Raw genomic sequence first — 26266 nt, forward strand, 5'->3', positions numbered from 1 at the left:
CACGCAAGCCCGGAAGTTGCAGGAATCGGGTGGACAGCGGGCGCGCGGGAGAGATGCCGCCCCGAAAAACAGTTGACAAGCGCGCGCAAAAATCCAACTCTATTACATTAAAAGGGGATATATTCCACTATAATGGAATTATTTGGATGAGGAGCAGCGGTGTCTGATTTACTTGTAAGCTTGTACACCGACAAGCTGGCCGAACTGAAGACCAAGGCTAACGGCGTTGCTGTGACCATCCGTCCGGTGCTTGCGCCCGAGGCGCAACTGGTCACGGACTGGGTCCGTGAACATTTCAGTGCCAATTGGGCCAGCGAAGTCACGGTTGCCATCACCCGCCAGCCCTCGGCCTGTCTCATCGCCATCGAGGATGGCGCGCTTGCAGGATTTGCCTGTTACGACGCGATAGCGCGCGGCTTTTTCGGCCCGACGGGCGTCCATCCCGACAAGCAGGGAAAGGGCTTTGGCCTTGCCCTGTTTTCAGCCGCCTTGCAAACCATGAAAACGCTCGGCCATGCCTATGCGTTCATCGGTGATGCCGGTCCGGTGGACTTCTACGTAAAGGCCGCCGGCGCCATCGAAATCCCGTCCGAAAACAAAGGCATCTATCAGGGCATGTTGCGCGCCAAGCGAACCTGAAGCCTATCTCCCATCACAGTTCCCATGGAGTGAATACAGTGTCCAGCCAATTGCCTCTCGCCCTGTTCGTCGGCATTCCCAACCCGGTTCTGTCACCCGACGAGATCGCGCTGTTTCGCGAGACCAACCCGCTCGGCCTCTTTGTCGGCCGCCGCAACCAGCGTGCGCCCGAGCAGGTCAAGGCATTGATCGAAAGCTTCCGCGAGGCTGTCGGGCGTGCCGATGCGCCGGTTTTCACCGACCAGGAGGGCGGCCGCGTTCAGCATCTCGACGCCGGCCCGTGGCCGCTGTTCCGCAGTTTTGGCGAGTTTGCCCGCCTCGCACGGCATGATCTTGAGCTGGCGCGCAAGGCGCTGCGGCTCTCTTCGCGCGCCATGGGCACCATGATGACCGAGCTTGGACTGTCCAGCGGTTGCTCGCCGGTGCTCGATCTGGTGTTCGATACCACAAGCGACGTCATCGGCGCCCGGTCGTTCGGGGCTGATCCGGAACGCGTGACGTTGCTCGGCCGCGAGGTCATCGACGGTCTGCTGGAGACGGGCAACATGCCGGTCATGAAGCACATCCCGGGCCATGGCCGCGCCACGCTGGACTCGCACAAGGAGCGGCCGGTCGTCGATGCGAGCAAGGAAACCCTCCTTGCCACGGATTTCAAGCCGTTCATCGATCTCAAGGACACGCCCTGGGCGATGGTGGCGCACGTGGTCTATTCGGCCTATGACAAGGAGCAGCCCGCTTCCGTCTCGCCCATCATGCTGGATGTCATCCGCAAGGATCTCGGCTATGACGGTGTCCTCATCTCCGACTGCATTTTCATGAATTCTCTGACCGGCACCATGCCGGAACGCGTCGCGCAGGTTCTCGATGCGGGCTTCGATATTGCGCTGCACAGCCACGGCGACCTTGCGGACAGCGAAGCGGCGGCGAAAGCATCCCGCCCGCTGACCGCAGACGCAGCCCGCCGCATCGCTGCCGCCAATGCCCGGCTCGGATCGCTGAAAGTCGATGTCAAGGCGGTGCATGCGGAAGTGGAAGACATGTTTGCAGGTGCACTGGTCAACTGATCGTCTTTAATCAATAAAAACAGGGGAATACGCATGTCGAAAAACCGTCTGTTTGCAGCAGCTTCTGCAATGATGCTCCTGTCTGCGCCTGCCATGGCGCAGACGGTGCTGACCGTCAACATCGAGCCGGCCACCACCTGGGTGCGCAATTTCAATCCGTTCAACCAGACGTCGGCCCGTCAGAGCACGCTTGATTTCATTTATGAGCCGCTCGTCGTCTTCAACCGCTTCGACAACAACAAGTCGAACTATCGCCTCGCCGAAAGTTTCAAGCTGGCGGACGATCTGAAGAGCATCGAGTTCAAGCTGCGGCCGGACATGAAATGGTCGGATGGCAAGCCGCTGACCTCGGCCGACGTCAAATTCACCTATGACTATCTGCAGAAGTTCCCGGCGCTGGATTTCGTCAGCATCTGGAAATTCATCAGCGGCGTCGAGGTTGTCGATGCGCAGACCGTTCGGTTCACGCTGGTCAATCCAAGCTCGCTGGCCGCCGACCAGCTGGTACAGGTTCCGATCATTCCGGAACATGTCTGGGAGGACATTGCCGATCCGGTGACTTTCGCCAACGAGAATCCGGTCGGCAGCGGCCCGATGACCGAGATTGCCCGGTTCACCGGCCAGACCTACGACCAGTGCCGCAATCCGAACTACTGGGATGCCAAGGATCTGAAGATCGACTGCATGCGCTTCCCGCAATTGGCCGATAACAACCAGATCCTGACCGCAACCGCCAATGGTACGCTCGATTGGGGTGTGTCGTTCCTGCCGGATATCGAGAACACCTATGTGGCAAAGGACCCGAAAAACTTCCACTACTGGTACACGCCGGGCAGCATGGTTGCTTTCCTGTTCAATCTGGAAACGGCCAATGCCAACAACCGCAAGGCCTTCAACGACGTGAAATTCCGCCGCGCCGTCAGCATGGCGCTGGACCGCAAGGGCATGATCGACGTGGCCGGTTACGGCTATCCCACGCTGAACGACGATCCCTCGGGCATGGGCGAACTGTACAAGAACTGGTCCGATCCGTCTGTGCTCGCCGACTTCGGCAAATACGGCAAATATGACACGGATGCGGCCAAGGCCCTGCTCGATGAGGCGGGCTATGTGGACAAGGACGGCGACGGCTTCCGTGACAACCCCGATGGCACCAAGCTGTCGTTCTCGCTGATCGTGCCCAATGCCTGGACGGACTGGATCGACACGGTGCAGATCGCCATCGAAGGCATGCAGGCGGCCGGGCTCGACGTGAAGATCGCAACGCCGGAAGAAGCGGTCTGGTCGGGTAATCTGATCAATGGCAATTTCGACATGGCCATCAACAGCCTGCCGGCGGCAGCCTCGCCCTATTATCCCTATCAGCGCGCCTATAACGAGCAGGATAAGGGCAAGACCCGCTTCACTTCGCAGCGCTGGTTCAATACGGATCTCGCCAAACTGTTGGTGGATTTCACACGGACTGCCGATCCGGCTGAACAGAAGACCGTGATGAACAAGGCCCAGCGCATTGTTGCGGAAAACCTGCCGATGATGCCGGTGTTCAACAATCCGAACTGGTATCAGTACAACACCAAGCGGTTCACCGGCTGGTCGACAAAGGAGCACCCTTTCGTCAATCCGTCGATCACCCGCAACAACCCGGCGCGTCTCATCCACCTCCTGGCGCTTGAGCCGGTTAAATAGGCATCGCACAGGCAGGGACGGGTGAAACCTGTCCCCGCCGCGATGGGAGATGCATATGGCCTTTTTGCTTCGACGCCTCGGATTCTATCTGGCTGCCTTCATTGCGGCTGCCACGATCAATTTTTTCCTGCCGCGCCTGATGCCGGGGGATCCGATCCAGATCATGTTTTCCAGCACCGGCACGGAACTGTCGGCGGAAAATCTCGCGTCGTTGAAGCTGACCTTCGGCTTTGTCGACGGGCCGCTCTGGCAGCAGTACCTCACTTATCTCAAGAGCATTTTTACCGGTGACCTCGGCCGGTCGATCAAATATTTCCCGCTGCCGGTGACGGAGGTTCTCGGCCATGCCCTGATCTGGACCGTGGCCCTGATGGGAACCGCCACGCTGATCAGTTTCACGCTCGGGACATTCCTCGGCATTCTCGCCGCCTGGCGGCGCGGCAGTGTCTTCGACGTCGTCGTGTCCGTCGGCGCAATCTTCGCCACCTCCGTTCCGGCGGTGGTCACGTCGCTGATCGTGCTTTTCTTCTTCGGCTTCACGCTCAACTGGTTCCCGACCGGCTACTCCGCCGATCCGGCGCTCGATCCGGCGTTCTCCCTGACCTATATCCTCAGCGTCCTCTATCATGGCATCCTGCCGATGCTGACCCTGTGCACGGTATTGACCGGTGGTTTTGCCGTCACCATGCGCAACAACATGATCAATCTTCTTGGCGAAGATTACATCGTCATGGGGCGGGCCAAGGGGCTTTCCGACAGCCGGGTCATGATCTGGTATGCGGCGCGCAATGCGCTGTTGCCAACGGTCAGCAGCCTTGCCATCGCCATCGGCACGGTGCTCGGCGGTTCGCTGGTGACCGAAGTCGTGTTCAATTATCCCGGCCTTGGCAATATCCTCTACCAGGCCATTCTCGCCCGCGACTATCCCGTAATCCAGGGCCAGCTCCTGATCATGACCATCGCCATGCTTGTCGCCAATTTCATCGTGGATATCAGCTATGTGCTGCTCGATCCGCGCCTGCGGAGGACATGAGCCATGCAACCTCTCATCGCCGGACTTGTCCGCAACCGCAAGGCCCTGGTCGGCATGATCATTCTTCTGGTCATCGTCCTGATCGCCCTCGCGGCACCGCTGCTGACAGAGTATAACCCGGCAGCGCGCGTCGGCCGGCCGCACCAGCCGCCATCGGCCGAGCATTGGCTCGGCACCACACGCATCGGCCAGGATGTCTTTGCCCGGTTGATCTACGGGGCGCGGACATCGCTTGCCGTCGGTTTCGGCGCCGGGCTCCTGATTACGGTGCTGGGCACGGCGCTCGGCATCATTGCCGGGTATCGTGGCGGCAAGACGGATGAAGTCATCAGCTTCTTCACCAATATGGTGCTGGTGGTGCCCAACCTGCCGCTGCTGCTGGTGCTTGCCTCCTTCATCGGTCAGGCCAGCCCGCTGGTCATTGCCATCATTCTCGGCTGCACGTCCTGGGCCTGGGGCGCGCGCGTCACCCGCGCCGAAACCCTGTCGGTCAAGCAGAAGGATTTCGTCAAATCGGCCGAAATGATGGGCGAGCCGCGCTGGCGCATCATGACCTTTGAAATCTTCCCCAATCTGATTTCCATCGTCGGCATCAACTTCATCGGCAGCGTTATTTTTGCGATCATCACGGAAGCAACGCTGGAGTTCCTTGGTCTTGGCGATCCCAAGACCGTGTCCTGGGGCATGATGCTGTACAACGCGCAAAAAGCGTCAGCCCTGTCCGTCGGCGCCTGGTGGGATATCCTGACTCCGTGTTTTGCTCTTGCGCTGCTGGGGATCGGCCTGTCGCTGCTGAACTTTGCCGTCGATGAGATTGCCAATCCGCGCCTTCGCACGGGAAACAGCATGAGCCGCTGGTCGGCACTGATCCGCTCCGGGGAGGGCCGCCTGTGACCGCACCGCTGCTTCAGGTGAAGAACCTCACCATCGACTATATCGGCGACAGTACAGATTTTCGCGCTGTGGACGACGTCAGCTTCGACGTCGCCCGCGGCGAAGTCTTCGGCCTTGCCGGAGAATCCGGTTGCGGCAAGAGCACGATTGCCTTTGCCATCAGCCGCCTGCACAAGCCGCCGGCATTGATCCGCTCCGGCCGGATACTGCTCGAGGACAGGGATGTGCTTGATCTCAACCCGGCGCAGTTGCGGGATTTCCGCTGGCGCGAAGTGGCCATGGTGTTCCAGAGCGCCATGAATTCGCTCAATCCCGTGCTGCGCATTCAGGAACAGTTTTATGACGTGCTGCGCACGCACCAGAAGATGAACCGGGCGCAGGCGCGCGAGCGGACGGCGGAGATGCTGCGTCTCGTCGATATTCCGCCCGACCGGATGAAGGACTATCCGCACCAGTTTTCCGGTGGTATGCGCCAGCGTATCGTCATTGCGATCTGCCTTGCGCTCAATCCGAAGATCGTCGTGATGGACGAGCCGACCACCGCGCTCGATGTGGTGGTGCAGCGCGAAATCCTGCAGCGCATCAACGAGCTGCGCCGCACCTTCGGCTTTTCCGTGCTGTTCATCACCCATGACCTCGGCCTGATGGTGCAGTTCTGCGACCGCATCGGCATCATGCTGGCGGGCAGGCTCGTGGAGCAGAACACCGCGGAAAACATTTATGGCGCGCCGCAGCACGACTACACCAGAAAGCTCTGGGCTTCCTTCCCGTCGCTGCACGGAGAACCGGTGATGGAGAAGGTATCGATATGAGCGATCCGCAAACCGCTATCCTTGCACTTGACCGCGTGTCGAAGTCCTTTGGCACGGCGCCCTTCAAGGTGAATGCAGCGCAGTCGGTTTCCTTCGAGCTGCATGCCGGGCGAACCCTTGCGCTTGTCGGTGAATCCGGCAGCGGCAAGACCACCTGCGCCCGGCTGGTGATGCGGGAATACATGCCAAGCGAAGGCCAGCTGCTGTTCAAGGGCAAACCTGTCGCGACCGACAACGCCAAGGCGCTCGCCGCCTATCGCCGCTCGGTGCAGATGATTTTCCAGGATCCGTTTTCCTCGCTCAATCCGGCCCATACCATCGACTATCACCTGCGCCGCCCGCTGCAGCTGCACCGGCGCGACCTCAAGGGAAAACAGCTCGATGCTGCCATTGAGGAACTGCTGACCCGGGTCAAGCTCGACCCGAAAATCGTCGCGCGCAAACACCCGCATGAACTGTCGGGCGGACAGCGCCAGCGCGTCAACATTGCCCGCACGCTGGCGGTCGGCGCCGAGGTGATCGTGGCGGACGAGCCGACCTCGATGCTCGACGTGTCGGTGCGTCTCGGCGTACTCAACCTGCTCAACGAGATGAAGCGGGACATGAAGCTTGCGCTGCTTTATATCACCCATGACATCGCCACTGCCCGCTACGTCGCCGAGGACATTGTCGTCATGTATGCCGGCCAGATCGTCGAATGGGGCAATGTCAACAAGGTCATCGACAACCCGCAGCATCCCTACACCCGGCTTCTCCTGTCGGCGGTGCCCGATCCGCAGATGCGGTTCGACGATCCGAAGGCGCAATTGAAGGCGGCCGACGTCGACGAAGTCCGGCGGTTGTCAGGGGTGCCGCAGGATCGCATCGTCGCTGTTGAGCCCGGCCATTTCATCCGCCAGATCGCAAGCGGCAGGGCGGCGTAGAACGCGCCGTCGCGATTGACCAAAACTGCCAGATGATTGCACAATCCTCCAAAGCGGATCAAAGCTGGCGGTTCGGCTCTGGTTCGCGCGCGTGATGACACCTAGATAGGGTGGGCATTACCCGAGGAGAACTGCCGTGGACAAAATTACCGAGCTTGCACAATTGATCGAAAAGCACACGGGTGCCGATGGGCTGTTTTCGACGGATATTCCGCGCCTGAACCTCGCCCGTGCCACGGCGCCGACCGAACCGAACCATGTGGTGCATGAACCGGCGGTCTGTGTGATCGCCCAGGGCCGCAAGCGCACCATGCTGGGGGACGAGGTGTATTATTACGACAAGGCGACCTATCTGACCGTTTCGGTTGACCTGCCCATCGTTGGGCATGTCATCGAAGCGTCGGAAGACGAGCCCTATCTGTCGCTGCGCCTTGACCTTGATCCCACCATGCTCAGCGCATTGCTGCTGGAAGCGCCGAAGGAAAGTTTCAGCAACCAGCTGCCCGACCGCGGCATGTCGCTCAATCCGATGGGGCCGGACCTGCTCGACAATGTTGTGCGGCTCGTCCGCCTTCTCGATACGCCGAAGGACATTTCCATGCTGGCGCCGCTGACCGAGCGTGAATTGCTCTACCGGCTCCTGACGGGCGAACAGTCCGGCCGCCTGCGCCAGATCGCCCAGTCGGAAAGCCGGCTGCATCAGGTGAACAAGGCCATCGGACTGATCAAGCGCAATTTCCGCAAGACGCTGCGCATCGAGCATGTGGCCTCAGAAGCCAATATGAGCCCGTCCTCCTTCCATCAGCATTTCAAGGCGGTGACGTCGATGAGCCCGCTGCAATACCAGAAGCAGCTGCGGCTGCAGGAAGCACGGCGGCTGATCCTCAGCCAGTCACTGGATGCGGCAACGGCGGGTCATGCGGTGGGCTATGATAGCCCGTCGCAGTTCAGCCGCGAATATGCGCGCCTGTTCGGCCAGCCGCCGCTGCGTGATATCGCCCGGCTGAAGGACATGCCGGACTATCTGCTGGAAGGCTAGAGTCGTTTGCCGGTCGCCTTGTCAAAAATGTGCAGGGCACCGGCATCGATGGCAAAGCGCTGGGCCATTCCGGCTGTCACCGCCGATTTCGGCGGCAGGCTGGCGGTCAGGCGCTGGCTGCCGATGGTTGATGTGACCACCAGTTCGGGGCCGGTCAGTTCCACCACCTCGACCATGGCATCGATGCCAAGCGCCGCATCGCCCGCCGGAGCAAGGCTTAGGCTTTCGGGGCGGATGCCGATGACGACATCGCGTGCCTGACCGGCCTTTTCCCGGATATCGGCGGGAAGCGCAAAGCCGCTCAGCGATCCGTCAATATGGGCGATACCCTCGGCCACCGTGGCTTCCAGCATGTTCATCGGCGGCGAGCCGACGAAGCTGGCGACATAACGGGTAGCCGGGCGGTTGTAGATCTCATCAGGCGTTGCCAATTGCTCGATCTGGCCGTCGCGCATCACGGCGATGCGGGTTGCCAGCGTCATCGCTTCGATCTGGTCATGGGTGACATAGACAATCGTTGTCCCCAGCATCAGGTGCAGGCGCTTCAGTTCGGTGCGCATTTCCATGCGCAGTTTCGCGTCGAGGTTCGACAGCGGCTCGTCGAACAGGAAAATTTGCGGATCGCGCACCAGAGCCCGGCCGATGGCGACGCGCTGGCGCTGGCCGCCGGAAAGTTCGGAAGGCTTGCGTTCGAGCAGGTTTTCGATCTGCAGGATTTTCGCGGTCTTGCGCACGGCGTCCGTGCGTTCGGCCGCCGGAACCTTGCGCATTTCCAGCCCGAAGCCGATGTTGCGCGCCACCGACATGTTCGGATAGAGCGCGTAGGACTGGAACACCATGGCGATGTCCCGGTCCTTCGGATGTACGCCGGTCACGGAGCGGTCGCCGATGCGCACGTCGCCTTCCGTTGCTTCCGCCAGCCCCGCAATGATGTTGAGGAGCGTGGACTTGCCGCAGCCGGAGGAGCCGAGCAGCACCAGGAACTCGCCGCTGGCAAGCGACAGGTTAATACCTCTCAGGGTTTCGATGACGCCGTAGCGCTTCCTGATGTCGATGAGTTCAAGGGCGCTCATTGCGCATTCTCCGGCGTGGTGTCGAGGTCATGGCTGTCATAGCGGCGGGGTACGGTCGAGATAGCTTTGGATGCCACATGGACACCGGCGGCAATGCAGTTTTGCAGGGGCATTTCCCGGGCAAGTGCGGCCAGGAAGGCCGCATTGAAAACGTCACCGGCGCCGATCGTGTCGGCAACGGACACCATCGGTGCATCGGTTGTCACCAGCTGATTGTCCGGGCCGATGGCCAGGGCACCGTCCGATCCGCATTTGACCACGACGATGGCGTTTTCCGGCATCAGCGCCTTCAGCGTGCGCGCCGCCTCTGCGGGCTCGATGCTGTTGGCAAGCCGCGTTGTTTCCACCTCGTTGAACAGGGCGCAGTGACAGCGCGCCAGCCATCGGCGGGTCGCCGCCCGGTTGGCGTCGCTCCAGCCGTCGGCTGGCCAGCCGGTATCGAGCGCGACGCGGATATCGTTGGCGTCGGCCCAGTCAAACAGCGCGTCATAGTCCGCCACCAGCGCATCGGTCAGGAAAGAGCCGCACAGGAGGACGTAGCCGCCGCGCAACCGGTGCGTGTCCAGCATGGCGAGCACATCCGGCCAGGACAGGGCACCGAGATGGCCGCGCGTCGTGAAGAATGTGCGCTCGCCATTCGGGTGGGTAATACCGACGGACAGGGTTGTTCCCATCGGGGCGACAGGCCAGCGCTGGCCGCGCCCGCCGAATTCCTCGCGCAGCCATTGGCCGAACCGGTCGCTGCCGACATTGGCGGCGATCTGGAAGTCGATGCCGAGCCCTTCCCAGGTCAACGCCGAATTGCCGGCCGAACCGCCGACACGCAGTTCGTCGTAATCGACCATGATCTCTGTGCCGGGCGTCGGCCAGGGGTCGGCGGGGCCGAGGATCAGGTCCACGTTCACGTTTCCAATGACGGCCAGCGGGCGCATGATCCTATTCGCTCCGCGTAATCTTGGTGGAGCGCACGGGCGTTCCGACATCGGCGACCCGTTCACCGGCAAAGGCGATCATGAAATGCTGCGCGGCGGGCAGCAGCGCGAAAATGGCAGCGATCCCGGCTGCTTCTCCGGCATTGACGGTGGTAACGCCATCAATCGGCTTTTCGCCCGAGGCGTCGAACACCACCACAGGCGATCCTGCTTCGCATGCGGACACGGCCATTCCGGCAACCAGCCCGGCGGTGGCATCCTTGCCGCGGAACAGCACGACACCGACCTTTGGCCCGAGCATTTCCATCGGCCCGTGCCGCAGTTGCCCGCCTTCCAGCGAAAAGCAGGGGATGCGCGACAGTTCGGTGAGGCCGAGCGCAATGGCTTCGGCGACACCCTGCAACCGGCGGCCGGAGGTTACGATCGAGGAAACATTGGAGAGGGCTTTGACGGCCGCATCGATCGGCGCTGTGCCACCGCGTTGAAGGCGCGCGAGCGCTGCCGAGGAATCGTCGCCCAGCGCTGTCAGAACAGCAAGATGCAGCGCAAAACTGACGGTCAGGCTGCGGGTGGCGGCAAAGGCGTTTTCGGTGCCGCCGGCACCCACGAGTGAGGGCACGGTACGGGCCAGCGTCGATCCGCCTTCGAGCGTCAGGCCGAACGTATCGGGCGCCACGCCCGCTTCGGCAAACCAGCGCAGCACTTCGGCGCTCTCACCGGACTGGGACGTTACAAGCACTGTCTTGCCGCTTATCGGCACCGGCTGCCCGAGCTGTTCCGACAGGGGCAGTGCCACCGCATCGATCCCCAGGCTGCGATAGAGCGGCTCGACGGCCCGGCTGACCGCGTGGGAGCCACCCATGCCGAGCAGCAGGAGGCGTCCGGTCTGGCGCAGCGACTGGGCGATTGTCGCGGCAAGCGGTTTTGCCGCTTCGAAGGAAGCGATTGCATCGGCATTCTGCCGCGCCATTTCCTTTTCGATCGCCACAAGGCCGGCGGGCCGGTTCTGGTCAGATGTCATGCTCATCCCTTGACGCCGCCATTGGTCAGGCCCGAAATCAGGGCACGCTGCATGAACAGACCGATGATCAGTGGCGGCAGGGCGGCCAGCACACCCGCTGTGGCGATCAGTCCGTAATCGGAGACCCGGCCGCCCGCAAGATCGGCGATAGCGACGGTGAGGGTCTTGGCCCGCTGGTCGGAGGTGAACAGCAGGGCATAGAAGAATTCATCCCAGGCGAGCAGGAAGGCAAAGAGCGCCGCCGTGGCCATGACCGGTGCAGCCAATGGCAGGGTGATCAGGCGCAGGATCTGGTCAAGCCGCGCGCCATCGACCGTCGCGGCGCTTTCGATTTCGCGCGGGATGGAATCGAAGCCGGATTTCATCAGCCATGTGGTGAAGGGCGCAAGGATGGTGAGATACACCAATGCCAGCCCGAAAACATTGTTGAGAAGACCGAGGGCGGACAGCGCCATATAGAGCGGAACGGCGAGAGCGACCGGTGGCAGCATGTAGGTGGCGATGACCGCATAGAGCGACCAGCCGACGCTTGGCGTGCGCGACACCGCCCAGGCCGAGGGTATGGCGACAACAAGCGCCGCCGCTGTTGCCATGCCTGCCACTTTGAGACTGTTGAAAAGCGAGGCGACGAATGCCTCCCCGGCGCTGTTGGCGACGCTCGACAGGAGAACGCCATAGCGTGAGAGGTCGATGGTTTCGGGCCACCAGCGCAGCGGCTTGGTGATGAGGTCGGTGGTCGACGAAATGCTCATGATGAACAGCCAGACCACCGGCGCAAGGATGACCGCCGCCAGCAGGAGCGCTGCGGCATGGACAAGGATCGTGGCTGTCAAGCTGCGGCGTTCCATCAGGAGGCTCCTGCGCTTTTGCGGATCAAGGCGGCATAGGCGACGGCAAGAACGGTGACGAGAAGCGTGACGATCAGGGCAAGCGACGCTCCGGACCCTGCGCGCTGAAACGAGAAGGCTTCCTGATACACAAGGATGGACAGCGTGCGGGTGCTGTTGGCCGGGCCGCCGCGCGTCATCACCCAGATGAGGTCAAAGACCTTGAATGCTTCGATGGTGCGCAGGACCAGCGCCACCATCAGCGGGCCGGCGAGATAGGGCATGATGACGAAACGGAACCGGGACCAGGCACCGGCACCGTCCACCATCGACGCCGCCGTGATATCGCGCGGCACGGCCTGCAGCGCGGCGAGCGCGATCAGTGCCACCAGCGGAAAATTCTTCCAGCAGTCGGCAACGATCAGGGCGGTCAGCGCCGTGCCCGGCTCGCCGAGCCATGAGCGATAGGTGTCGAGAAGGCCGATCTGCGTGAGCGCCGCGTTGAGTGCGCCATATTCCGGGTTGTAGATCAGCCGCCACAGGGTGGCATTGACCACCGTCGGCAGGGCCCATGGCAGGATCATCAGCGCCCGCAAGACGGAGCGGCCATAGAACTGCTGGTTCAGGAGGAGGGCGGCGAGAACGCCGATCACCATTTCGGCTGCGACCGAAAGCACGGCGAACAGCGTGGTGGTAACGAGGGTCCGCTGAAAATTCGAGCCGGACAGCATTTTCACGTAGTTGTCGAGGCCAACGAAGCCGCCTGCCGTGCCGACCAGTTTGGCATCGGTAAAGGAGAGGCGCACGGTATCGACCAGCGGCCAGCCGATAATCGCAATCATGACGATGAGAAGTGGCAGCATCAGGAGCCACGCGCGTGTCGTAATCCAATTGCTCGTCATGAAGGAATGCCTGTTTCATCAATTCGTGGTGTCAATTCACCCCCCTCTGGGCTGCCGCCCATCTCCCCCACAAGGGGGGAGATCAGCCAGCTTAAGCGACATCAAGCACACTTCACCATGACAAATCGGTCAAGAGCTTCATGTCGATGTGATCTCCCCCCTTGTGGGGGAGATGCCCGGCAGGGCAGAGGGGGGTGAAGCAGCACGTCGCGGTATCACAGGCCGCTGTTTGCGGCGGCTGTCTTGAGCGCATCTTCCGGCTTGGCCTGGCCGAGCAGCGATTCCTGCACAGCCTGCTGCAGGGCGGTCGACAGCTCCTGATATTTTGGCGTCGTCGGGCGCGGATACATCACCGCAAGGCTCTGCTTGGCGGCGGCAATCAACTCTTCCTGGCCCTTGGAGACCGCGGGATCCGCATAGGATGATGCCCAGATCGGCAGGCTCAGCTTGGCATACTGGTTCTGTGTCTGCTGCGAGGTCATGAACGCAATATACTTCCAGGCCTCATCGGGGTGCTTGCTGGTGGAGGTGACGCCGAGGCCCATCGAACCGTTGACGGCGGAGACGGCGCTCTTGCCATCGATACCCGGCGCGGGAACAACGCCGACCTTGCCGGCAACCTTGCTGTCCTTCGGATCATTGGCCATGTTGTACATATAGGTCCAGTTGAGCGCGAAGGCGGCTTCGCCGTTCTGGAATACGCGGCGCACGTCCTCTTCCAGGAATTCCTTGGAGTTGGGGTTGGTCAGGCCGGACTTGTAGCTGTCGACCATGTAGTTGAGGGCATCGAGGCCGCCGCCCGACTGGAAGACGGGCTTGCCGTCCTTGATGAAGCTGCCGCCATAGGCACTCACCAGCGTGGCGTAATCGCAGATCGCGGCTTCCGCCTGCGACCAGCTCCAGGCGATCGGTGTTGCCAGGAGGCCTTTGTCCTTGATGGTCTTGGCCTGCTCGGTCAGTTCCGCCCAGGTCTTAGGCGGGTTCTTGATGCCTGCCTTTTCGAGGATTTCCTTGTTGTAGAACAGGTACTTCGTATCGAGAATCCATGGCATGCCATAGCGCTTGCCCTGATACTCCACCGTGGTCCATGCACCGGGAAGCACGCCGGTCTTCATGTCGCCGGTAATCTTGTCCGAGACGTCAAGCAGCACCTTGTTGGTGGCGTATTCCGCCGGCCAGATCACATCGAACAGAACCACGTCGTAACCGCCGCCCGAGCCCTGGGCCAGGACGGTCTTGTCATGCAGGCCTTCATAGGGCACGAATTCGAGGTTGACGGTGACATCCGGATTGGCCTTGGTGAAGGCCTCGCTCATCGCGCGGACATCGGCTTCGCTATAGGCAGCCTGCGCCATGAAAAGCGCGTTGATCTTGGTTTCTGCATGGGCGGGAGAGGCAAGCGCTGCTCCCAGAAGTGTTGCGCCAAGCAGCGCGGTCTGGATGGATTTCAACATGGTACCTCCTATTTGGCTCTTGTGGCCCGGAACCTGTCCGTGATGAACGGGTGCCGGTTGGTGGTCATTATGCGCGGGAGCTTTTGTCATTCAGGACTGTCCGCGACGTGCCTACGTCCAGCCAGTGCTCACGTTCCCCAAGACTCTTGCGGTCTTTTGATTAAATCAATTGTTTTGACTTATTTCTTGATCAATATTGATCTGGTGTCAAGAGGGGGCGGAATGGACGCGAGAAAATCGATCCGGGCCAAGAGCGGAACCAATCTGGGTGGTGCGAGCGCGCACAACCGTCGCATCATGATCGATGCGCTGCGGGTCAATGGCGCCTTGTCCCGCGCCGACCTTGCCCGTGCCACCGGACTGACCCCGCAGACCGTGTCCAACATCATCGAGGAACTGGCCCGGGACGGGCTCGTGCAGTCGCAGGCCAGTGTCCGCAAGGGCCGGGGCCAGCCTGCCACACCGTACCATCTGGTGCCCGATGGCGCTTTCGCGGTCGGCTTGCAGATCGACCGGCATGTCACGCGCACCGTCATCGTCAACCTGGTTGGCGACGTGCTGGTGCAGACGGAATCCAAATTGCCCTCCGGCGGCCCGGCGGAAGGGGTTCTTGTCATTCTCGATATCGTCAAGAAGGCCTGTGAAACGCTGACAGCGCAATTCCCGCATGCGGCGAGAAAGCTCGTCGGGCTCGGCCTTGCCATGCCCGGGCCCTTCGGCATCAATGAGCTCTATGACGATCCATGGATGATGACAGCCTGGCAGAACTTTCCGCTGGCCGAACGGATAGCGGAAGGCACCGGCCTCGAAGTTGCCCTGCAGAACGATGCCTCGGCGGCGGCAACGGCGGAAAGGCTGCTGGGCGCCGCCCATGGCCTTGACCATGTCGTGTGCATTTATCTCGGCTATGGTCTCGGCGCCGGGCTGATCCTCAATGGCGAGATTTATGGCGGGGCCTACTCCAATGCCGGCGAGATCGGCATGATGCTGGCACTGGCTCCCGGCGACGATGCGAATGTCGAGCCGCTGGAGCACTACACATCCATGGCCTCGCTGTGCAATGTGCTGGGTATCGACCCTTCGGACCCCCGGCTTTTCGCACTGGTCACCGATGCGGTGGTCAATGGCGGTCCCGAAGTGGAGCGCTGGATCGACAACGCGGCGGACCGTTTGCGCCGGACTGTCCAGATGCTGGAATCGATCTTCGATCCGCAGACCACCATTCTGTGCGGCGGTGCGCCCAAAGCGCTGATTGACCGCCTGATCGAGCGGATGGGACCCCTGATGCCGTCGATAGCGGACCGGGCTCTCCGCTACCCCGAGCCCCGCCTTCAGGCAGGGCTCGCTGATCCTTGGTCAGTCGCCTTGGGAGCGGCAGCGGAACCGATCGCGCGGGCCTTTGACCCGCGCTTCTCGGCAATTCTGAAAACGCCCTGATCAGGCGGCGTTTTTGATGGCGTCGCCCAGCATCGACACGATGGTGTCGATCTGTTCCTTCTCGACGATCAGTGGCGGCGACAGGGCGATGATATCGCCGGTCACGCGCACCAGCAGGCCCTTCTTGAAGCAGTCGGTGAAGACATCGTAGCCGCGAGCACCCACAGCGTCGGGACGCGAGGCGAGTTCTATGCCGGCAACGAGGCCGATGGTGCGGATGTCGACAATACCGGGCAGGCCCTTGAGACTGTGGATCGCATCCTGCCAGTGCTCTGCCACATCAGCGGCGCGGGTCAGGAGCCCTTCCTCCTCGTAGACTTCCAGCGTGGCCAGACCGGCGGCGCAGGCGACGGGATGCCCGGAATAGGTATAGCCGTGGAAAAGCTCGATCTGGCTCTCCGGGCCATGCATCAGCGCGTCGTAAATGGTTTCGCTGGCAAACACCGCGCCCATGGGGACGGCACCGTTGGTCAGGCCCTTGGCGGTGGTGACGAGATCGGGCACCACGCCGAAGTAGTCGACGGCAAACGGCGTGCCGAGGCGGCCGAAGCCCGTGATGACCTCATCGAAAATCAGCAGGATGCCATGCTTCTGGCTGAGCGCGCGCAAACGCTCGAGATAGCCCTTCGGCGGCAGGAGAACGCCGGTTGACCCGGCAACCGGTTCGACGATGACTGCGGCAATGGTTTCCGCACCGTGCAGCGCGACCAGCCGCTCCAGATCGTCGGCCAGATCCGCGCCGTGTTCAGGCAGGCCTTTGACGAAGGCGTTGCGGACGGGATCGTGCGTGTGGCGGATGTGGTCGGTGCCTGGCAGGAGCGGAAAGACGCGGCGGTTGTTGACGAGGCCGCCGACGGAAATGCCGCCGAAGCCGACGCCGTGATAGCCGCGCTCACGGCCGATGACCCGGGTGCGCGTGCCCTGTCCGATGGCGCGCTGATAGGCGATGGCGATCTTCAGCGCGGTATCGACGGATTCCGAACCCGAGCCAGTGAAGAATACTTTTGTCAGACCGGCCTTCTTGCCGCCCGGCGCGTGCGCCGCAAGTTTTTCGGCAAAGTCGAAGGCGAGGGGGTGGCCCATCTGGAACGACGGCGCATAGTCCATGGTGATCAACTGGCGCGCCACGGCGTCGGCGATCTTTTCGCGCCCGTGCCCGGCATTGACACACCAGAGGCCCGCCGTGCCGTCCAGCACCTGTCCGCCATCGACATCGGTGTAGTACATGCCCTTGGCGGAGGCGAGCAGGCGCGGCGCTGCCTTGAACTGCCGGTTCGCCGTGAATGGCATCCAGTAATTTTCGAGTGATGGTGTATTGCTCATGAGCATGTGGGGCGACTCCTCTTCTCATCACAGGGAGCCATGCTTTCTATTCACCAACAAGTCCTTTTCTATGTTCACATAAAGCATTGATTTTACTGAATACGTCATTCATAAATTCATTATATCGAACATGTAGAACAGCCGGAGGGGCATCCGATGCAAATTGATCTGGGCGGGCGTCTGCGCTTCCTGCGGCAAAGGCACAACCTGTCGCAGCGCGAACTGGCCAAGCGGGCGGGCGTGACCAACTCCACCATCTCGCTGATCGAGTCCAATCAGACCAATCCCTCGGTCGGTGCGCTCAAGCGCATTCTTGATGGCATTCCCATCGGCCTGTCCGAATTCTTCGCCCTTGAACCGGACCGCAAGCAGAAGGTGTTCTACGAGGCGGGTGAACTGGTCGAAATCGGCAAGGGCAATATCTCCTACCTGCAAATCGGCGAGAACCTGTTCGGCCGTGCCCTGCAGATCCTGAAAGAGCGCTATGAACCCGGCGGCGATACGGGCCGGGTCATGCTCGTGCACGAGGGGGAAGAGGGCGGTGTCGTCATCAGCGGGCGGATCGAAGTGACCGTCGACGACCAGCGGCGCATTCTCGGCCCGGGCGACGCCTATTATTTCGAAAGCCGCCAGCCGCACCGTTTCCGCTGCGTCGGCCCCAATCCCTGCGAGGTCGTCAGCGCCTGCACGCCGCCGACATTCTGATCAGCGCAGGGATGAAAACCAGGCGATGAGTTCGGCGCTGTTGTGCAGCCCGAACGCGCGCATGATGCGGGCGCGGTGCGCCTCGATAGTGCGTTTTGACAGGCCGATTTCCAGGGCGATCTGCGCATTGGTCTTGCCTTGGGAAACAAGCGTCAGCACCTGTTTCTGCCTGTCGGAGATGAGGCTGGCATTGCCTGCCACCGTCCGGTTCATCGGCTCGAAGCAGTAGAGCGCTTCGGCGAAGGGATCGGCGTGGTTGCCGCTGCGTCCGCGCACCCGGCACCAGAAGCTGGCGCCGTCGCGCCGCCGCATCACCCGCTCGTCGTAATAGACGCGCCCGCCGGCGAAATTCGTTCGCCACATTTCTCCTGTACGCACGAAGTCGGTGATCTTGGGATAGAGGCGGCTAAAACTCTGGTCGATCAGTTCGCCGCGTTCATAGCCGAAGGTCTCGGCGAATTCGAAATTGCAATCGCGTATGATACGGTGTGTCGCATAGACCATCGGCACCGGCATGTCGGTCAACACGAAGCGTTTTGCGCTTCCTGAAACGGCAATGTCGGAGATAGGAAACTCGGCTGTGGTCATGCAGTATTAATACGACTACCTGTGCCATCAAGACAAGCCATACCGTTGCGGCAACGGCAGCGTTCAGACCCTGCCGCAGAGGATGCAGAACAATGGGAGAGTGTTCTTGAAAAAAGTACGATCAAATGTAAGCGATGCGCTGGATGGCGTGCTGTTTGACGGCATGACGATCATGGCGGGCGGCTTTGGCCTGTGCGGCATTCCGGAAGCCCTGATCTATGCGATCCGCGATTCCGGCGTGAAGAATCTGACGGTCATTTCCAACAATGCGGGCGTTGACGGCATCGGCCTTGGCGTGCTTCTGGAAACAAGACAGATCCGCAAGATGATCTCGTCCTATGTCGGCGAGAACAAACTGTTCGCCCAGCAGTATCTTTCCGGCGAACTGGAGCTGGAATTCAACCCGCAGGGCACGCTGGCCGAACGCATCCGCGCCGGTGGCGCAGGTATTCCGGCGTTCTTCACCAAGACCGGCGTCGGCACCATCATTGCCGACGGCAAGGACGTGCGCGAATTCGATGGCGAGTCCTATGTGATGGAACGCGGCCTGTTTGCCGACCTGTCCATCGTTCACGCCTTCAAGGGCGATACCGAAGGCAATCTCGTCTACCGCAAGACCGCCCGCAATTTCAATCCGATCATGGCGACAGCCGCCAAGGTGACGATTGCCGAAGTGGAAAACCTGGTCGATGCCGGCAAGATCGATGGCGACCATGTCCATACGCCGGGCATTTTCGTCAAGCGCGTCGTGCATGTGCCGAACCCTGTCAAACATATCGAACAACGGACGACCCGTCCGCGTCTTGTCGCTGCAAGCGAGGTGAACTGAGATGGCCTGGACACGTGATCAGATGGCCGAACGGGCCGCGAAAGAACTGCAGGACGGTTTCTACGTCAATCTCGGCATCGGTATTCCAACCCTTGTCGCCAATTACATCCCGACCGGCATGAGCGTCCAGCTGCAGAGCGAGAACGGCATGCTCGGCATGGGCCCGTTCCCCTATGAGGGCGAGGAGGATGCCGACCTCATCAATGCGGGCAAGCAGACCATCACCGAACTGCCGACAACCAGCTATTTCTCCGGCGCCGACAGTTTCGGCATGATCCGCGGCGGGCACATCGACCTGTCGATCCTTGGTGCCATGCAGGTGGCGCGCAATGGCGATCTGGCCAACTGGATGGTTCCGGGCAAGATGGTCAAGGGCATGGGCGGCGCCATGGACCTGGTGGCCGGTGTCAAGAAGGTCGTCGTTGTCATGGAGCATGAGGCCAAGGGCGAGGCCAAGCTTCTGGAAGAATGCACGCTTCCGCTCACGGGACAGCGCGTCACCGATCTCATCATCACCGATCTTGGCGTTTTCACGATCGAGCGGCGCGGCGAACCGAAGATGACGCTCGTCGAGATTGCGCCCGGCGTTACCGTGGACGAAATCAAGGCAAAGACACAGGCGGCATTCGACGTCGCCCTGTAAGATATTTTACGTATCATGCGAGTCGGCAGAGCGTGATCCTCTGCCGGCTCGCTGCTTTTCAGCGGGGGCGCGGCCATTTTAGCCCCGTTTTATCGGCAATTGGTCTGCAATGCTGACGCAATCTCGTCCTGCGATGATCAGGGTCAGGATGAATGAAGACCGCCCCGCAGGCGGTCAATAGTAAAAAGGCCATCGCATTGAAGTCTGTTTTTTGTGCGCTTATCTCAGCCGAAGCGCTTTGGCGTATCATGCAACCGATCAAGCGAATGGCGTAACGGCGTGGATTCCTCAACAAACCAACCCGATCTGAGCAAGACTCTGGCTTCCATTGTGGACAATAAGAGGCGGCGGAACGTCTTTCGCAGGCATCCCTTTCTGTTTGGCGGCGGGCTTCTCGTCATCCTGGCTTTGGCGGCGGTGAGCTGGTTTTCGCGCGGAACCCACTATGACTACACCCAGAAGCCGCTGACCAGGGGCACGCTTTCCATCACCGTATCGGCGACCGGAACCGTTCAGCCGACCGAACAGGTGGATGTATCCAGCGAGCTCTCCGGCACCGTGCGCACCGTTCTGGTCGACTACAACAGTTTTGTGGCCAAAGGCGACGTGCTGGCAACGCTGGATATCGACACGATCAGGACCAACATCGAGAGCTCGAAGTCAAAACTTCTGGCATCGCGAGCGCGGGTCGTGCAGTCGCAGGCGACGCTTGCGGCCAAGAAGAACGCGTTCGAGCGCATGACATCGCTGCAGGACAGCAAGGTTTCGTCGGTGCGCGAGCTGGATGTGGCCAAGTCGGAATATGATTCGGCCGTCGCCGCGCTCGACGTCGCCAATGCCGAGGTAGCCGTTTCGGAAGCGGAACTGCAGGTCAACGAGACCTCCCTGCGCAAATCCAAGATCGTTTCGCCGATCGACGGCGTCGTGCTCAGCCGCTCGGTCGATCCGGGGGCAACGGTGGCCGCGGCGTTTCAGGCGCCCGTGCTGTTCAAGCTCGCCGGCAACCTGAAGAAGATGCAGCTGCAGGTCAATGTCGACGAAGCCGATGTCGGTCTGGTCAAGCCGCAGCAGGACGCAACCTTCAATGTCGATGCCTATCCGGACCGGACATTCCCGGCAAAGATCGTCAATATCCGGTTCCAGCCGGAAACCGTATCGAATGTCGTGACGTACAAGGCGATGCTGGCCGTCGAGAATGACGACCTTGCCCTGCGTCCCGGCATGACGGCGACAGCCTATGTCAAGGTCAGGGAGGTCAAGGATGCCCTGCTGGTGCCGAATGCCGCCCTGCGTTTTGCGCCGCCCAGCGCGCCGGCGAAAACCGAGGCAAGCGAGAGCCCCGAGCAGACGGCAAGCATCCCCGACACGGTGAAGAAGGAAGCCGGTGTACAGCGGTCCGTCTGGGTGCTTCGTGCGGGCAAGCCGGAAAAAATCGAGGTGCGCGCCGGGGCGACGGACGGGCGCAACACCATCGTACTCTCGGGCGGCGTCAAGGAAGGCGACGAGGTCATCGTGGCAGCGAGCACGCCGCCCAAATGACCATCCAGTCCGTGCAAAAAGCCGTGCCGCTGATCGAATTCCGCCGGATCACCAAGAGTTATGGAGCGGGCGAGGCGGCGGTCCACGCCCTGGCGGGAGTGGACTTTGCCATCGAACGGGGCGATTTCGTTGCCATCATGGGGCCGTCGGGTTCCGGCAAGTCGACGGCGATGAACCTGATCGGCTGTCTCGACCGGCCAAGCACCGGGCAGTATCTGTTCGGCGGCACCGGCATCGACCAGCTCGACCGGCATCAGCAGACGACGCTGCGGCGCGAATTGCTGGGATTCGTCTTCCAGGGGTTCAATCTCCTGCGCCGCACATCCGCCGTGGAGAATGTGGAGCTGCCCCTCATCTATCGCGGCATGGGCGCTGCGGAGCGGCGCAAGCGGGCACTGGAAGCATTGCGGCAGGTGGGGCTGGCGGCACGCGCCAATCATGTCCCTTCGGAATTGTCGGGCGGCCAGCAGCAGCGTGTGGCGATTGCCCGCGCCATCGTCACCAACCCGCAGGTGCTGCTCGCCGACGAGCCGACCGGCAATCTCGACACGAAGACGAGTGTCGAGATCATGGAACTGATCTCCGGCTTTAACCGCGACAGCGGCATCACCGTGATCATGGTCACGCACGAGCCGGATATCGCCGCCTACGCCAAGCGCATCATCCGCTTTGTCGATGGTCACATCCAGAGCGACGAACGCAGACAGGATATATAACCATGCTGCTTGAAGCGTTCCGGCTGGCACTGCACTCCATGTCGCGCAACATGATGCGCTCCTTCCTGACGATGCTGGGCATTGTCATCGGCGTCGGCGCGGTGATCGCGATGGTCACCGTCGGCAATGGCACGCGCCAGAGGGTGACCGGCGAAATCTCCAAGCTCGGCACCAACCTGCTGTTCGTATCACCCGGCAATCCGGAGCGCCGGTCGACCCTGCCGCCGCGCACATTCGATATCCGGGATGTCGATGCGATCCGCGATCAGGTGCCGGGCGTCGCCGCTGTGGCGCCGCTCGGCCAGGTCTCGGGCACCGCCATCCGCGAGGGCAACAGCCGGACGGCATCGATCGTCGGTTCCACCAACGATTACTTCACCACCATGAACTGGCAGCTTGCCACGGGCCGCAATTTTCTGGAATCGGAGGAGCGCAGCGGCCGCTCCGTCTGCATCATCGGTGCGACGGTGCAAAGGGTCCTGTTCGGCAACAGCATTCCGGACGGCGAGCGCATCCGCGTCAACCGCATTTCCTGCGAAGTCATCGGTACGCTGGTCTCCAAGGGCAAGGCAATCGACGGGCAGGATCAGGACAACATGGTCCTCATCCCATTCCGCATGTTCCAGCGGCGCATTGCCGGTTCAACCGATGTCTCCCTGATAACGGTTTCGGCAAGGGATGGGGCAACGGCACCCGTCAAGACGGCGCTTGAGGACCTGTTCAAGGAACGCCGTAAAATCCGCCAGTCGGGCGACCGGGATTTCGAGGTGACCGATCTCAGCCAGATTCTTGGCATCGTTTCCATGACCACCGTGATCCTGACCGGGCTCCTGTCGTCCATCGCTGCTGTCAGCCTGCTGGTCGGTGGCATCGGCATCATGAACATCATGCTGGTCTCCGTCACCGAGCGCACCCGCGAGATCGGTGTGCGCCTGGCCATCGGTGCCACGGAAGGGCAGGTGCTGACGCAGTTTCTGGTCGAGGCCATCGTGCTTTGCCTGTTCGGCGGCCTGATCGGCACGGTGATCGGCCTGGCGCTCGCCTTTACCGCGGTGACATTGATGGGGGTGCCGTTCGTCTTCGATCCGTCGATCGTCCTCATCGCCTTCGGCTTTTCCGCCCTGATCGGCGTGGTGTTCGGCTATTTCCCGGCGCGCCGCGCCGCGCGGATGAATCCCATCGACGCACTGCGCTATGAGTAGCGCCGGTAGCCATGTGTCCTGTTTGAGCAGGAAAGACCCCTAAACAGAACGGAGAGAAAACAGTCTTGGCGGCAGGGACTGATGGGCGGGATCCCTGCAAGTGCCTTGACCATTCTCTCTCCGAACAGTGCCCATGATGGATAGGCACTTCTACACCGCAAGCGCGTGGACGGGACTGAAATCCACGGCGCTGCGGAATGCGGTCGGACATGATCCCGGCGGCCTTTGCGCCACCGGGATCATGCGTTGTCGTCAGAACCGGTAGTTGAGACCGGCTTTAAGCTCATGACTGCCAATGTCGGTCTCGCTGCGGCCGAGAGCCGACGTTGCCTTCACATTGGGCGTGTGGATGTAGTTGTATTCAATCTTGGCCGACAGGCCGCCGGCAAAGGCCTGTTCAACGCCGGCGCCGACGAGATAACCGGTCTTCCAGCCGCTGGTGTCACGCACCTTGTCGCCGGAATCGAATTTGGTCATGGCCACACCGGCCGTTCCGAAGACAAGCGTCTGGTTGAAGGTCAGGCCCGCCTTGGCCTTGGCGGCGGCGCGCCATTTTTCTTCGACCTTGCCGCCAAGGACCTTGTGCTCGGCACCGCCGAGATAGGAGCCTTCCACTTCGGCACCGAGGACAGCCGGTCCCATCTGGTAGTTGTAGCCGCCCTGGATACCGCCGCTCCAGCCGTTTCTGTCGGCGAAGGGGTTGGGAAACTTGGTAAAGGCGGTTCCGCCATGGGCGCCGATATATGCGCCGCTCCACTGTGAGGCGGGCGGATCACGATAGGTCGGTGCGGAATTGTAGAGATCGGCGGCCATCGCCGTCCCGGTTGATAAGGCTGCCAGCGCAAAGGCGCCGGCGAGCAAGACAGTCTTTCTCTGAGAGGACATTCGCATTACTCCAAACATACAAGCGCATGATCCACCGAACTGTCCGGCGACATGTTGATGCGCGGGTTCAACTCCTGAGAGCCTGATACACTTGGGTTGATCACGCTCTGGTACAGATGTCTTCCGGCGCGATGATCGCCCGATCCATGAAATGGCCACCGAAACTGACGCAAAACCCCTGCAATCGACCACCCCACTTCCGGCAATACCTCTTGCGCCGGAAGACATGGTTTATTTTGCAATTGAAGATTGCATCCACATTGCACAGAACGGGAAAATGAGAAATTTAATTATATATTTCAATAATTTATAGCGTTTTTGTTTACGATTTCTTAAGCAAAAACGGCATTCGGCGTGTCAGACGCTGTTCGCCGGCATGCCGCAAGGCGCGCCCTGTTGCCTGGCGCCGCCGCGATCCCCGGAGGGTTTTAACGGGTCTTTTCCACCACGCAGACCGGACCCCGCTCCGGGTGGCGCGAATCCGTGTCGACGCAGGTCGCATCATACCGGAACGTATCGTAATAGACACCGCCTGCGCATCCCGTCAGCAGGGAAAGGCCTGCGGCCAGCGTCAAAAATACCGGTTTGAAATATTTCAGGGGGTGATGGTTCATTTCCGCCGCATCTTTCCTATATATAGCCTGTCACAAGTGACACAGTGGCGTAACAATCCACTGATATTCTTTAGGAATTGGTCGAGTTAACATTCCGCGAATTACAGTATTCTACTGACATCTGGTGCCTAAATAAGGCATGTTCGGACGGAGCTTTGCGATCACGTTTTTGGTGATCGCTGATAAAAGGCTTGATCGAAGACGATGGACGTATAAGTTCTGCCTTCCGATTTGTTAACCAACCATTCACGTTAGGAGCAAAGCGATGAGCACAACCGTCGGCGACTATTCATTGCCAGAAGCCATTTCCACGGCGATAGCCAATGGTACAAACATTGTTAGGGCGTTCCGCGAACAATTCGGATATTCCGTAGAGGATTTGGCCGTTGCGTGCGGTCTTACAACCCTTGAAATTGATACAATTGAAAGCGGGCAGAATTCCGACCCGACGAAATTGGAACGCATTGCCCATGCCCTCGGGCTGCCGGCAAATGCCATGACGCCTGACGTCTCAAAACGTCTAAGCGCATGAAATAATTGATTTTTTAAATCAAAAAATCCAAAAGACTGCCAGAGCCAAATCCCAACTCTGGCAGTCTTTTGATTCTGGTGATTCCCTGGCTACAGGCAGAGCAGCGTACGCGTCAGCGGGTGCTCGCCATCGGCCAGGCCGTCAATCACATCGAAATGATGTTTTCCCGGCTCTTCCACCACATCCGCGTGACACTCGAAGCCTGACCAGATATTGGCCAGCAGTGTGCTCTGGCGCACGAATTCCGGCCGTTCCGCGCCGCCGACCCAGGCTGTCACGTCAATGCCTTCCTGCGGTTCGAGCAGGGCAGGGCTCTCCAGCCGCGCCTCGACAGCATCGAGATGAAACGTTTCATTCATCCGCGTCTTCATCAGGGGACGCAGATCGCCGAGCGCCGATATGGGCACCGTTTTGCGGATGCGATGGCGAATAGGCTGCCCGAGCGGCGAGGTGGACGACACCATCCGGGCGACGAGATGCCCGCCCGCCGAATGGCCCGTCAGGTGAACCGGTCCGGGGACTTCTCCCGCGGCATGGGTAATGGCGGTGCCAATCTGCACGGTGATGTCGCTGATGCGGGCCTGCGGGCACAGCACATAGGATGGGATGGCGACGGCAAACCCGTGCGTGAGCGGCCCCTTTGCCAGATGCGACCACGCCGACTTGTCGAAACTCATCCAGAATCCGCCGTGCACGAACACGACGAGGCCCTTCGCCTCGCCGCGCGGCATGAAGAGATCGAGGACATTGCGTTCATGCGGACCGTAGCCGATATCGGCCCTCAGCCGGCCGGCGGTTGTCATTTCCGTCCGAAAGTCCGCGGCAAGCCCCTTCCATTTCGGTGGAAAATCATTTCCCCCGGGGATGTAGGCGCCATTGGAATAGGCGGCGTCCCAGTCGAATTTCGCGCTCATGACGGTTCCCCCATCGATGCCGTTGCCCAAGACTATCAGA

General features: G+C 60.9%; 27 protein-coding genes. 16 read left to right on the forward strand and 11 right to left on the reverse strand.

The window, feature by feature from the left end; translation table 11 throughout:
- Positions 1-159: 159 nt before the first annotated feature.
- From ACIQWS_RS17370 to ACIQWS_RS17405, 8 genes are all read left to right on the forward strand, one after another.
- Entirely contained in the window at positions 160-639 is a 480-nt protein-coding gene (locus tag ACIQWS_RS17370) for a GNAT family N-acetyltransferase (protein WP_403181989.1), read from the forward strand.
- A 38-nt stretch (positions 640-677) separates the two neighbouring features.
- Positions 678-1703, forward strand: coding sequence for a glycoside hydrolase family 3 N-terminal domain-containing protein (locus ACIQWS_RS17375; protein ID WP_403181994.1), 1026 nt, complete (start codon positions 678-680; stop codon positions 1701-1703).
- Between the two features lie 33 nt (positions 1704-1736).
- The gene (locus tag ACIQWS_RS17380; RefSeq protein ID WP_403181997.1) at positions 1737-3389 is read left to right on the forward strand and encodes an ABC transporter substrate-binding protein; all 1653 of its coding nucleotides are present in this window, start codon (positions 1737-1739) and stop codon (positions 3387-3389) included.
- A 55-nt stretch (positions 3390-3444) separates the two neighbouring features.
- Positions 3445-4422: an ABC transporter permease gene (locus ACIQWS_RS17385; protein ID WP_105733352.1), complete on the forward strand. Its 978-nt coding sequence runs from the start codon at positions 3445-3447 to the stop codon at positions 4420-4422.
- A gap of 15 nt (positions 4423-4437) precedes the next feature.
- Complete coding sequence (locus ACIQWS_RS17390) at positions 4438-5316, forward strand: ABC transporter permease (protein ID WP_346307995.1); 879 nt, start codon at positions 4438-4440, stop codon at positions 5314-5316.
- Positions 5313-6128: an ABC transporter ATP-binding protein gene (locus ACIQWS_RS17395; RefSeq protein WP_403182002.1), complete on the forward strand. Its 816-nt coding sequence runs from the start codon at positions 5313-5315 to the stop codon at positions 6126-6128. The genes ACIQWS_RS17390 and ACIQWS_RS17395 overlap by 4 nt, the downstream gene beginning before the upstream one ends.
- Positions 6125-7051, forward strand: coding sequence for an ABC transporter ATP-binding protein (locus ACIQWS_RS17400; RefSeq protein WP_403182005.1), 927 nt, complete (start codon positions 6125-6127; stop codon positions 7049-7051). The genes ACIQWS_RS17395 and ACIQWS_RS17400 overlap by 4 nt, the downstream gene beginning before the upstream one ends.
- A gap of 136 nt (positions 7052-7187) precedes the next feature.
- Positions 7188-8090, forward strand: a complete 903-nt coding sequence (locus ACIQWS_RS17405) for an AraC family transcriptional regulator (protein WP_105733355.1) — start codon at positions 7188-7190, stop codon at positions 8088-8090.
- On the opposite strand, the gene ACIQWS_RS17410 is transcribed toward ACIQWS_RS17405, so the two are convergent.
- The 6 genes from ACIQWS_RS17410 to ACIQWS_RS17435 form a co-directional block, all read right to left on the reverse strand.
- Positions 8087-9163 (reverse strand): ABC transporter ATP-binding protein, encoded by a 1077-nt coding sequence (locus ACIQWS_RS17410; RefSeq protein WP_403182010.1) that lies wholly within the window; start codon positions 9161-9163, stop codon positions 8087-8089. The two genes, ACIQWS_RS17405 and ACIQWS_RS17410, sit on opposite strands and share 4 nt — an antisense overlap.
- Positions 9160-10095, reverse strand: a complete 936-nt coding sequence (locus tag ACIQWS_RS17415) for a PfkB family carbohydrate kinase (protein WP_403182013.1) — start codon at positions 10093-10095, stop codon at positions 9160-9162. Before ACIQWS_RS17415 ends, ACIQWS_RS17410 begins: the two co-directional genes overlap by 4 nt.
- A 4-nt stretch (positions 10096-10099) precedes the next feature.
- Positions 10100-11122: an SIS domain-containing protein gene (locus ACIQWS_RS17420; protein ID WP_403182016.1), complete on the reverse strand. Its 1023-nt coding sequence runs from the start codon at positions 11120-11122 to the stop codon at positions 10100-10102.
- The gene (locus ACIQWS_RS17425; protein WP_130271882.1) at positions 11119-11964 is read right to left on the reverse strand and encodes a carbohydrate ABC transporter permease; all 846 of its coding nucleotides are present in this window, start codon (positions 11962-11964) and stop codon (positions 11119-11121) included. The genes ACIQWS_RS17420 and ACIQWS_RS17425 overlap by 4 nt, the downstream gene beginning before the upstream one ends.
- Positions 11964-12845 carry a sugar ABC transporter permease gene (locus tag ACIQWS_RS17430; protein WP_346307982.1) on the reverse strand — a complete coding sequence of 294 codons (882 nt, stop codon included), beginning with the start codon at positions 12843-12845 and terminating at the stop codon, positions 11964-11966. Before ACIQWS_RS17430 ends, ACIQWS_RS17425 begins: the two co-directional genes overlap by 1 nt.
- Before the next feature lie 215 nt (positions 12846-13060).
- Positions 13061-14299, reverse strand: a complete 1239-nt coding sequence (locus tag ACIQWS_RS17435; RefSeq protein ID WP_403182024.1) for an extracellular solute-binding protein — start codon at positions 14297-14299, stop codon at positions 13061-13063.
- Between the two features lie 222 nt (positions 14300-14521).
- Here ACIQWS_RS17435 and ACIQWS_RS17440 point away from each other — a divergent pair, with 222 nt between their 5' ends.
- On the forward strand, positions 14522-15736 hold the full coding sequence (locus ACIQWS_RS17440; RefSeq protein WP_403182029.1) for an ROK family protein: 1215 nt from the start codon (positions 14522-14524) through the stop codon (positions 15734-15736).
- Here ACIQWS_RS17440 and ACIQWS_RS17445 read toward each other — a convergent pair whose 3' ends face one another.
- Positions 15737-17065 (reverse strand): aspartate aminotransferase family protein, encoded by a 1329-nt coding sequence (locus ACIQWS_RS17445; protein WP_288192075.1) that lies wholly within the window; start codon positions 17063-17065, stop codon positions 15737-15739.
- 150 nt (positions 17066-17215) lie between these two features.
- On the opposite strand from ACIQWS_RS17445, the gene ACIQWS_RS17450 reads away from it, so the two are divergent.
- On the forward strand, positions 17216-17764 hold the full coding sequence (locus tag ACIQWS_RS17450; protein WP_223614742.1) for a cupin domain-containing protein: 549 nt from the start codon (positions 17216-17218) through the stop codon (positions 17762-17764).
- Here ACIQWS_RS17450 and ACIQWS_RS17455 read toward each other — a convergent pair whose 3' ends face one another.
- Positions 17765-18352: a LuxR C-terminal-related transcriptional regulator gene (locus ACIQWS_RS17455; protein WP_223614743.1), complete on the reverse strand. Its 588-nt coding sequence runs from the start codon at positions 18350-18352 to the stop codon at positions 17765-17767.
- Positions 18353-18434: 82 nt separating this feature from the next.
- Between ACIQWS_RS17455 and ACIQWS_RS17460 the strand changes: the two genes are divergently transcribed.
- The 5 genes from ACIQWS_RS17460 (at position 18435) to ACIQWS_RS17480 (ending at position 23281) form a co-directional block, all read left to right on the forward strand.
- Positions 18435-19181, forward strand: a complete 747-nt coding sequence (locus tag ACIQWS_RS17460; RefSeq protein ID WP_403182036.1) for a CoA transferase subunit A — start codon at positions 18435-18437, stop codon at positions 19179-19181.
- A gap of 1 nt (position 19182) precedes the next feature.
- On the forward strand, positions 19183-19824 hold the full coding sequence (locus ACIQWS_RS17465; RefSeq protein WP_403182038.1) for a 3-oxoacid CoA-transferase subunit B: 642 nt from the start codon (positions 19183-19185) through the stop codon (positions 19822-19824).
- Positions 19825-20103: 279 nt separating this feature from the next.
- Positions 20104-21363: an efflux RND transporter periplasmic adaptor subunit gene (locus ACIQWS_RS17470; protein WP_403182041.1), complete on the forward strand. Its 1260-nt coding sequence runs from the start codon at positions 20104-20106 to the stop codon at positions 21361-21363.
- Positions 21360-22079 (forward strand): ABC transporter ATP-binding protein, encoded by a 720-nt coding sequence (locus ACIQWS_RS17475; RefSeq protein ID WP_346305358.1) that lies wholly within the window; start codon positions 21360-21362, stop codon positions 22077-22079. The genes ACIQWS_RS17470 and ACIQWS_RS17475 overlap by 4 nt, the downstream gene beginning before the upstream one ends.
- Before the next feature lie 2 nt (positions 22080-22081).
- Positions 22082-23281, forward strand: a complete 1200-nt coding sequence (locus ACIQWS_RS17480) for an ABC transporter permease (protein WP_223614748.1) — start codon at positions 22082-22084, stop codon at positions 23279-23281.
- 252 nt (positions 23282-23533) lie between these two features.
- Here ACIQWS_RS17480 and ACIQWS_RS17485 read toward each other — a convergent pair whose 3' ends face one another.
- Together ACIQWS_RS17485 and ACIQWS_RS17490 are read right to left on the reverse strand one after the other, a co-directional pair.
- Entirely contained in the window at positions 23534-24166 is a 633-nt protein-coding gene (locus tag ACIQWS_RS17485; RefSeq protein ID WP_403182046.1) for an outer membrane protein, read from the reverse strand.
- A 428-nt stretch (positions 24167-24594) separates the two neighbouring features.
- Positions 24595-24780 carry a hypothetical protein gene (locus ACIQWS_RS17490; RefSeq protein WP_346305361.1) on the reverse strand — a complete coding sequence of 62 codons (186 nt, stop codon included), beginning with the start codon at positions 24778-24780 and terminating at the stop codon, positions 24595-24597.
- Between the two features lie 265 nt (positions 24781-25045).
- Between ACIQWS_RS17490 and ACIQWS_RS17495 the strand changes: the two genes are divergently transcribed.
- A complete protein-coding gene (locus ACIQWS_RS17495; RefSeq protein ID WP_105733374.1) occupies positions 25046-25312 on the forward strand; it encodes a helix-turn-helix domain-containing protein in 267 nt (88 codons plus the stop codon).
- An 89-nt stretch (positions 25313-25401) separates the two neighbouring features.
- Here ACIQWS_RS17495 and ACIQWS_RS17500 read toward each other — a convergent pair whose 3' ends face one another.
- A complete protein-coding gene (locus tag ACIQWS_RS17500) occupies positions 25402-26226 on the reverse strand; it encodes an alpha/beta hydrolase (RefSeq protein ID WP_346305362.1) in 825 nt (274 codons plus the stop codon).
- Positions 26227-26266 lie beyond the last annotated feature (40 nt).

The sequence above is a fragment of the Phyllobacterium sp. NPDC097923 genome (assembly GCF_044760925.1).
GTDB lineage: Bacteria > Pseudomonadota > Alphaproteobacteria > Rhizobiales > Rhizobiaceae > Phyllobacterium > Phyllobacterium calauticae.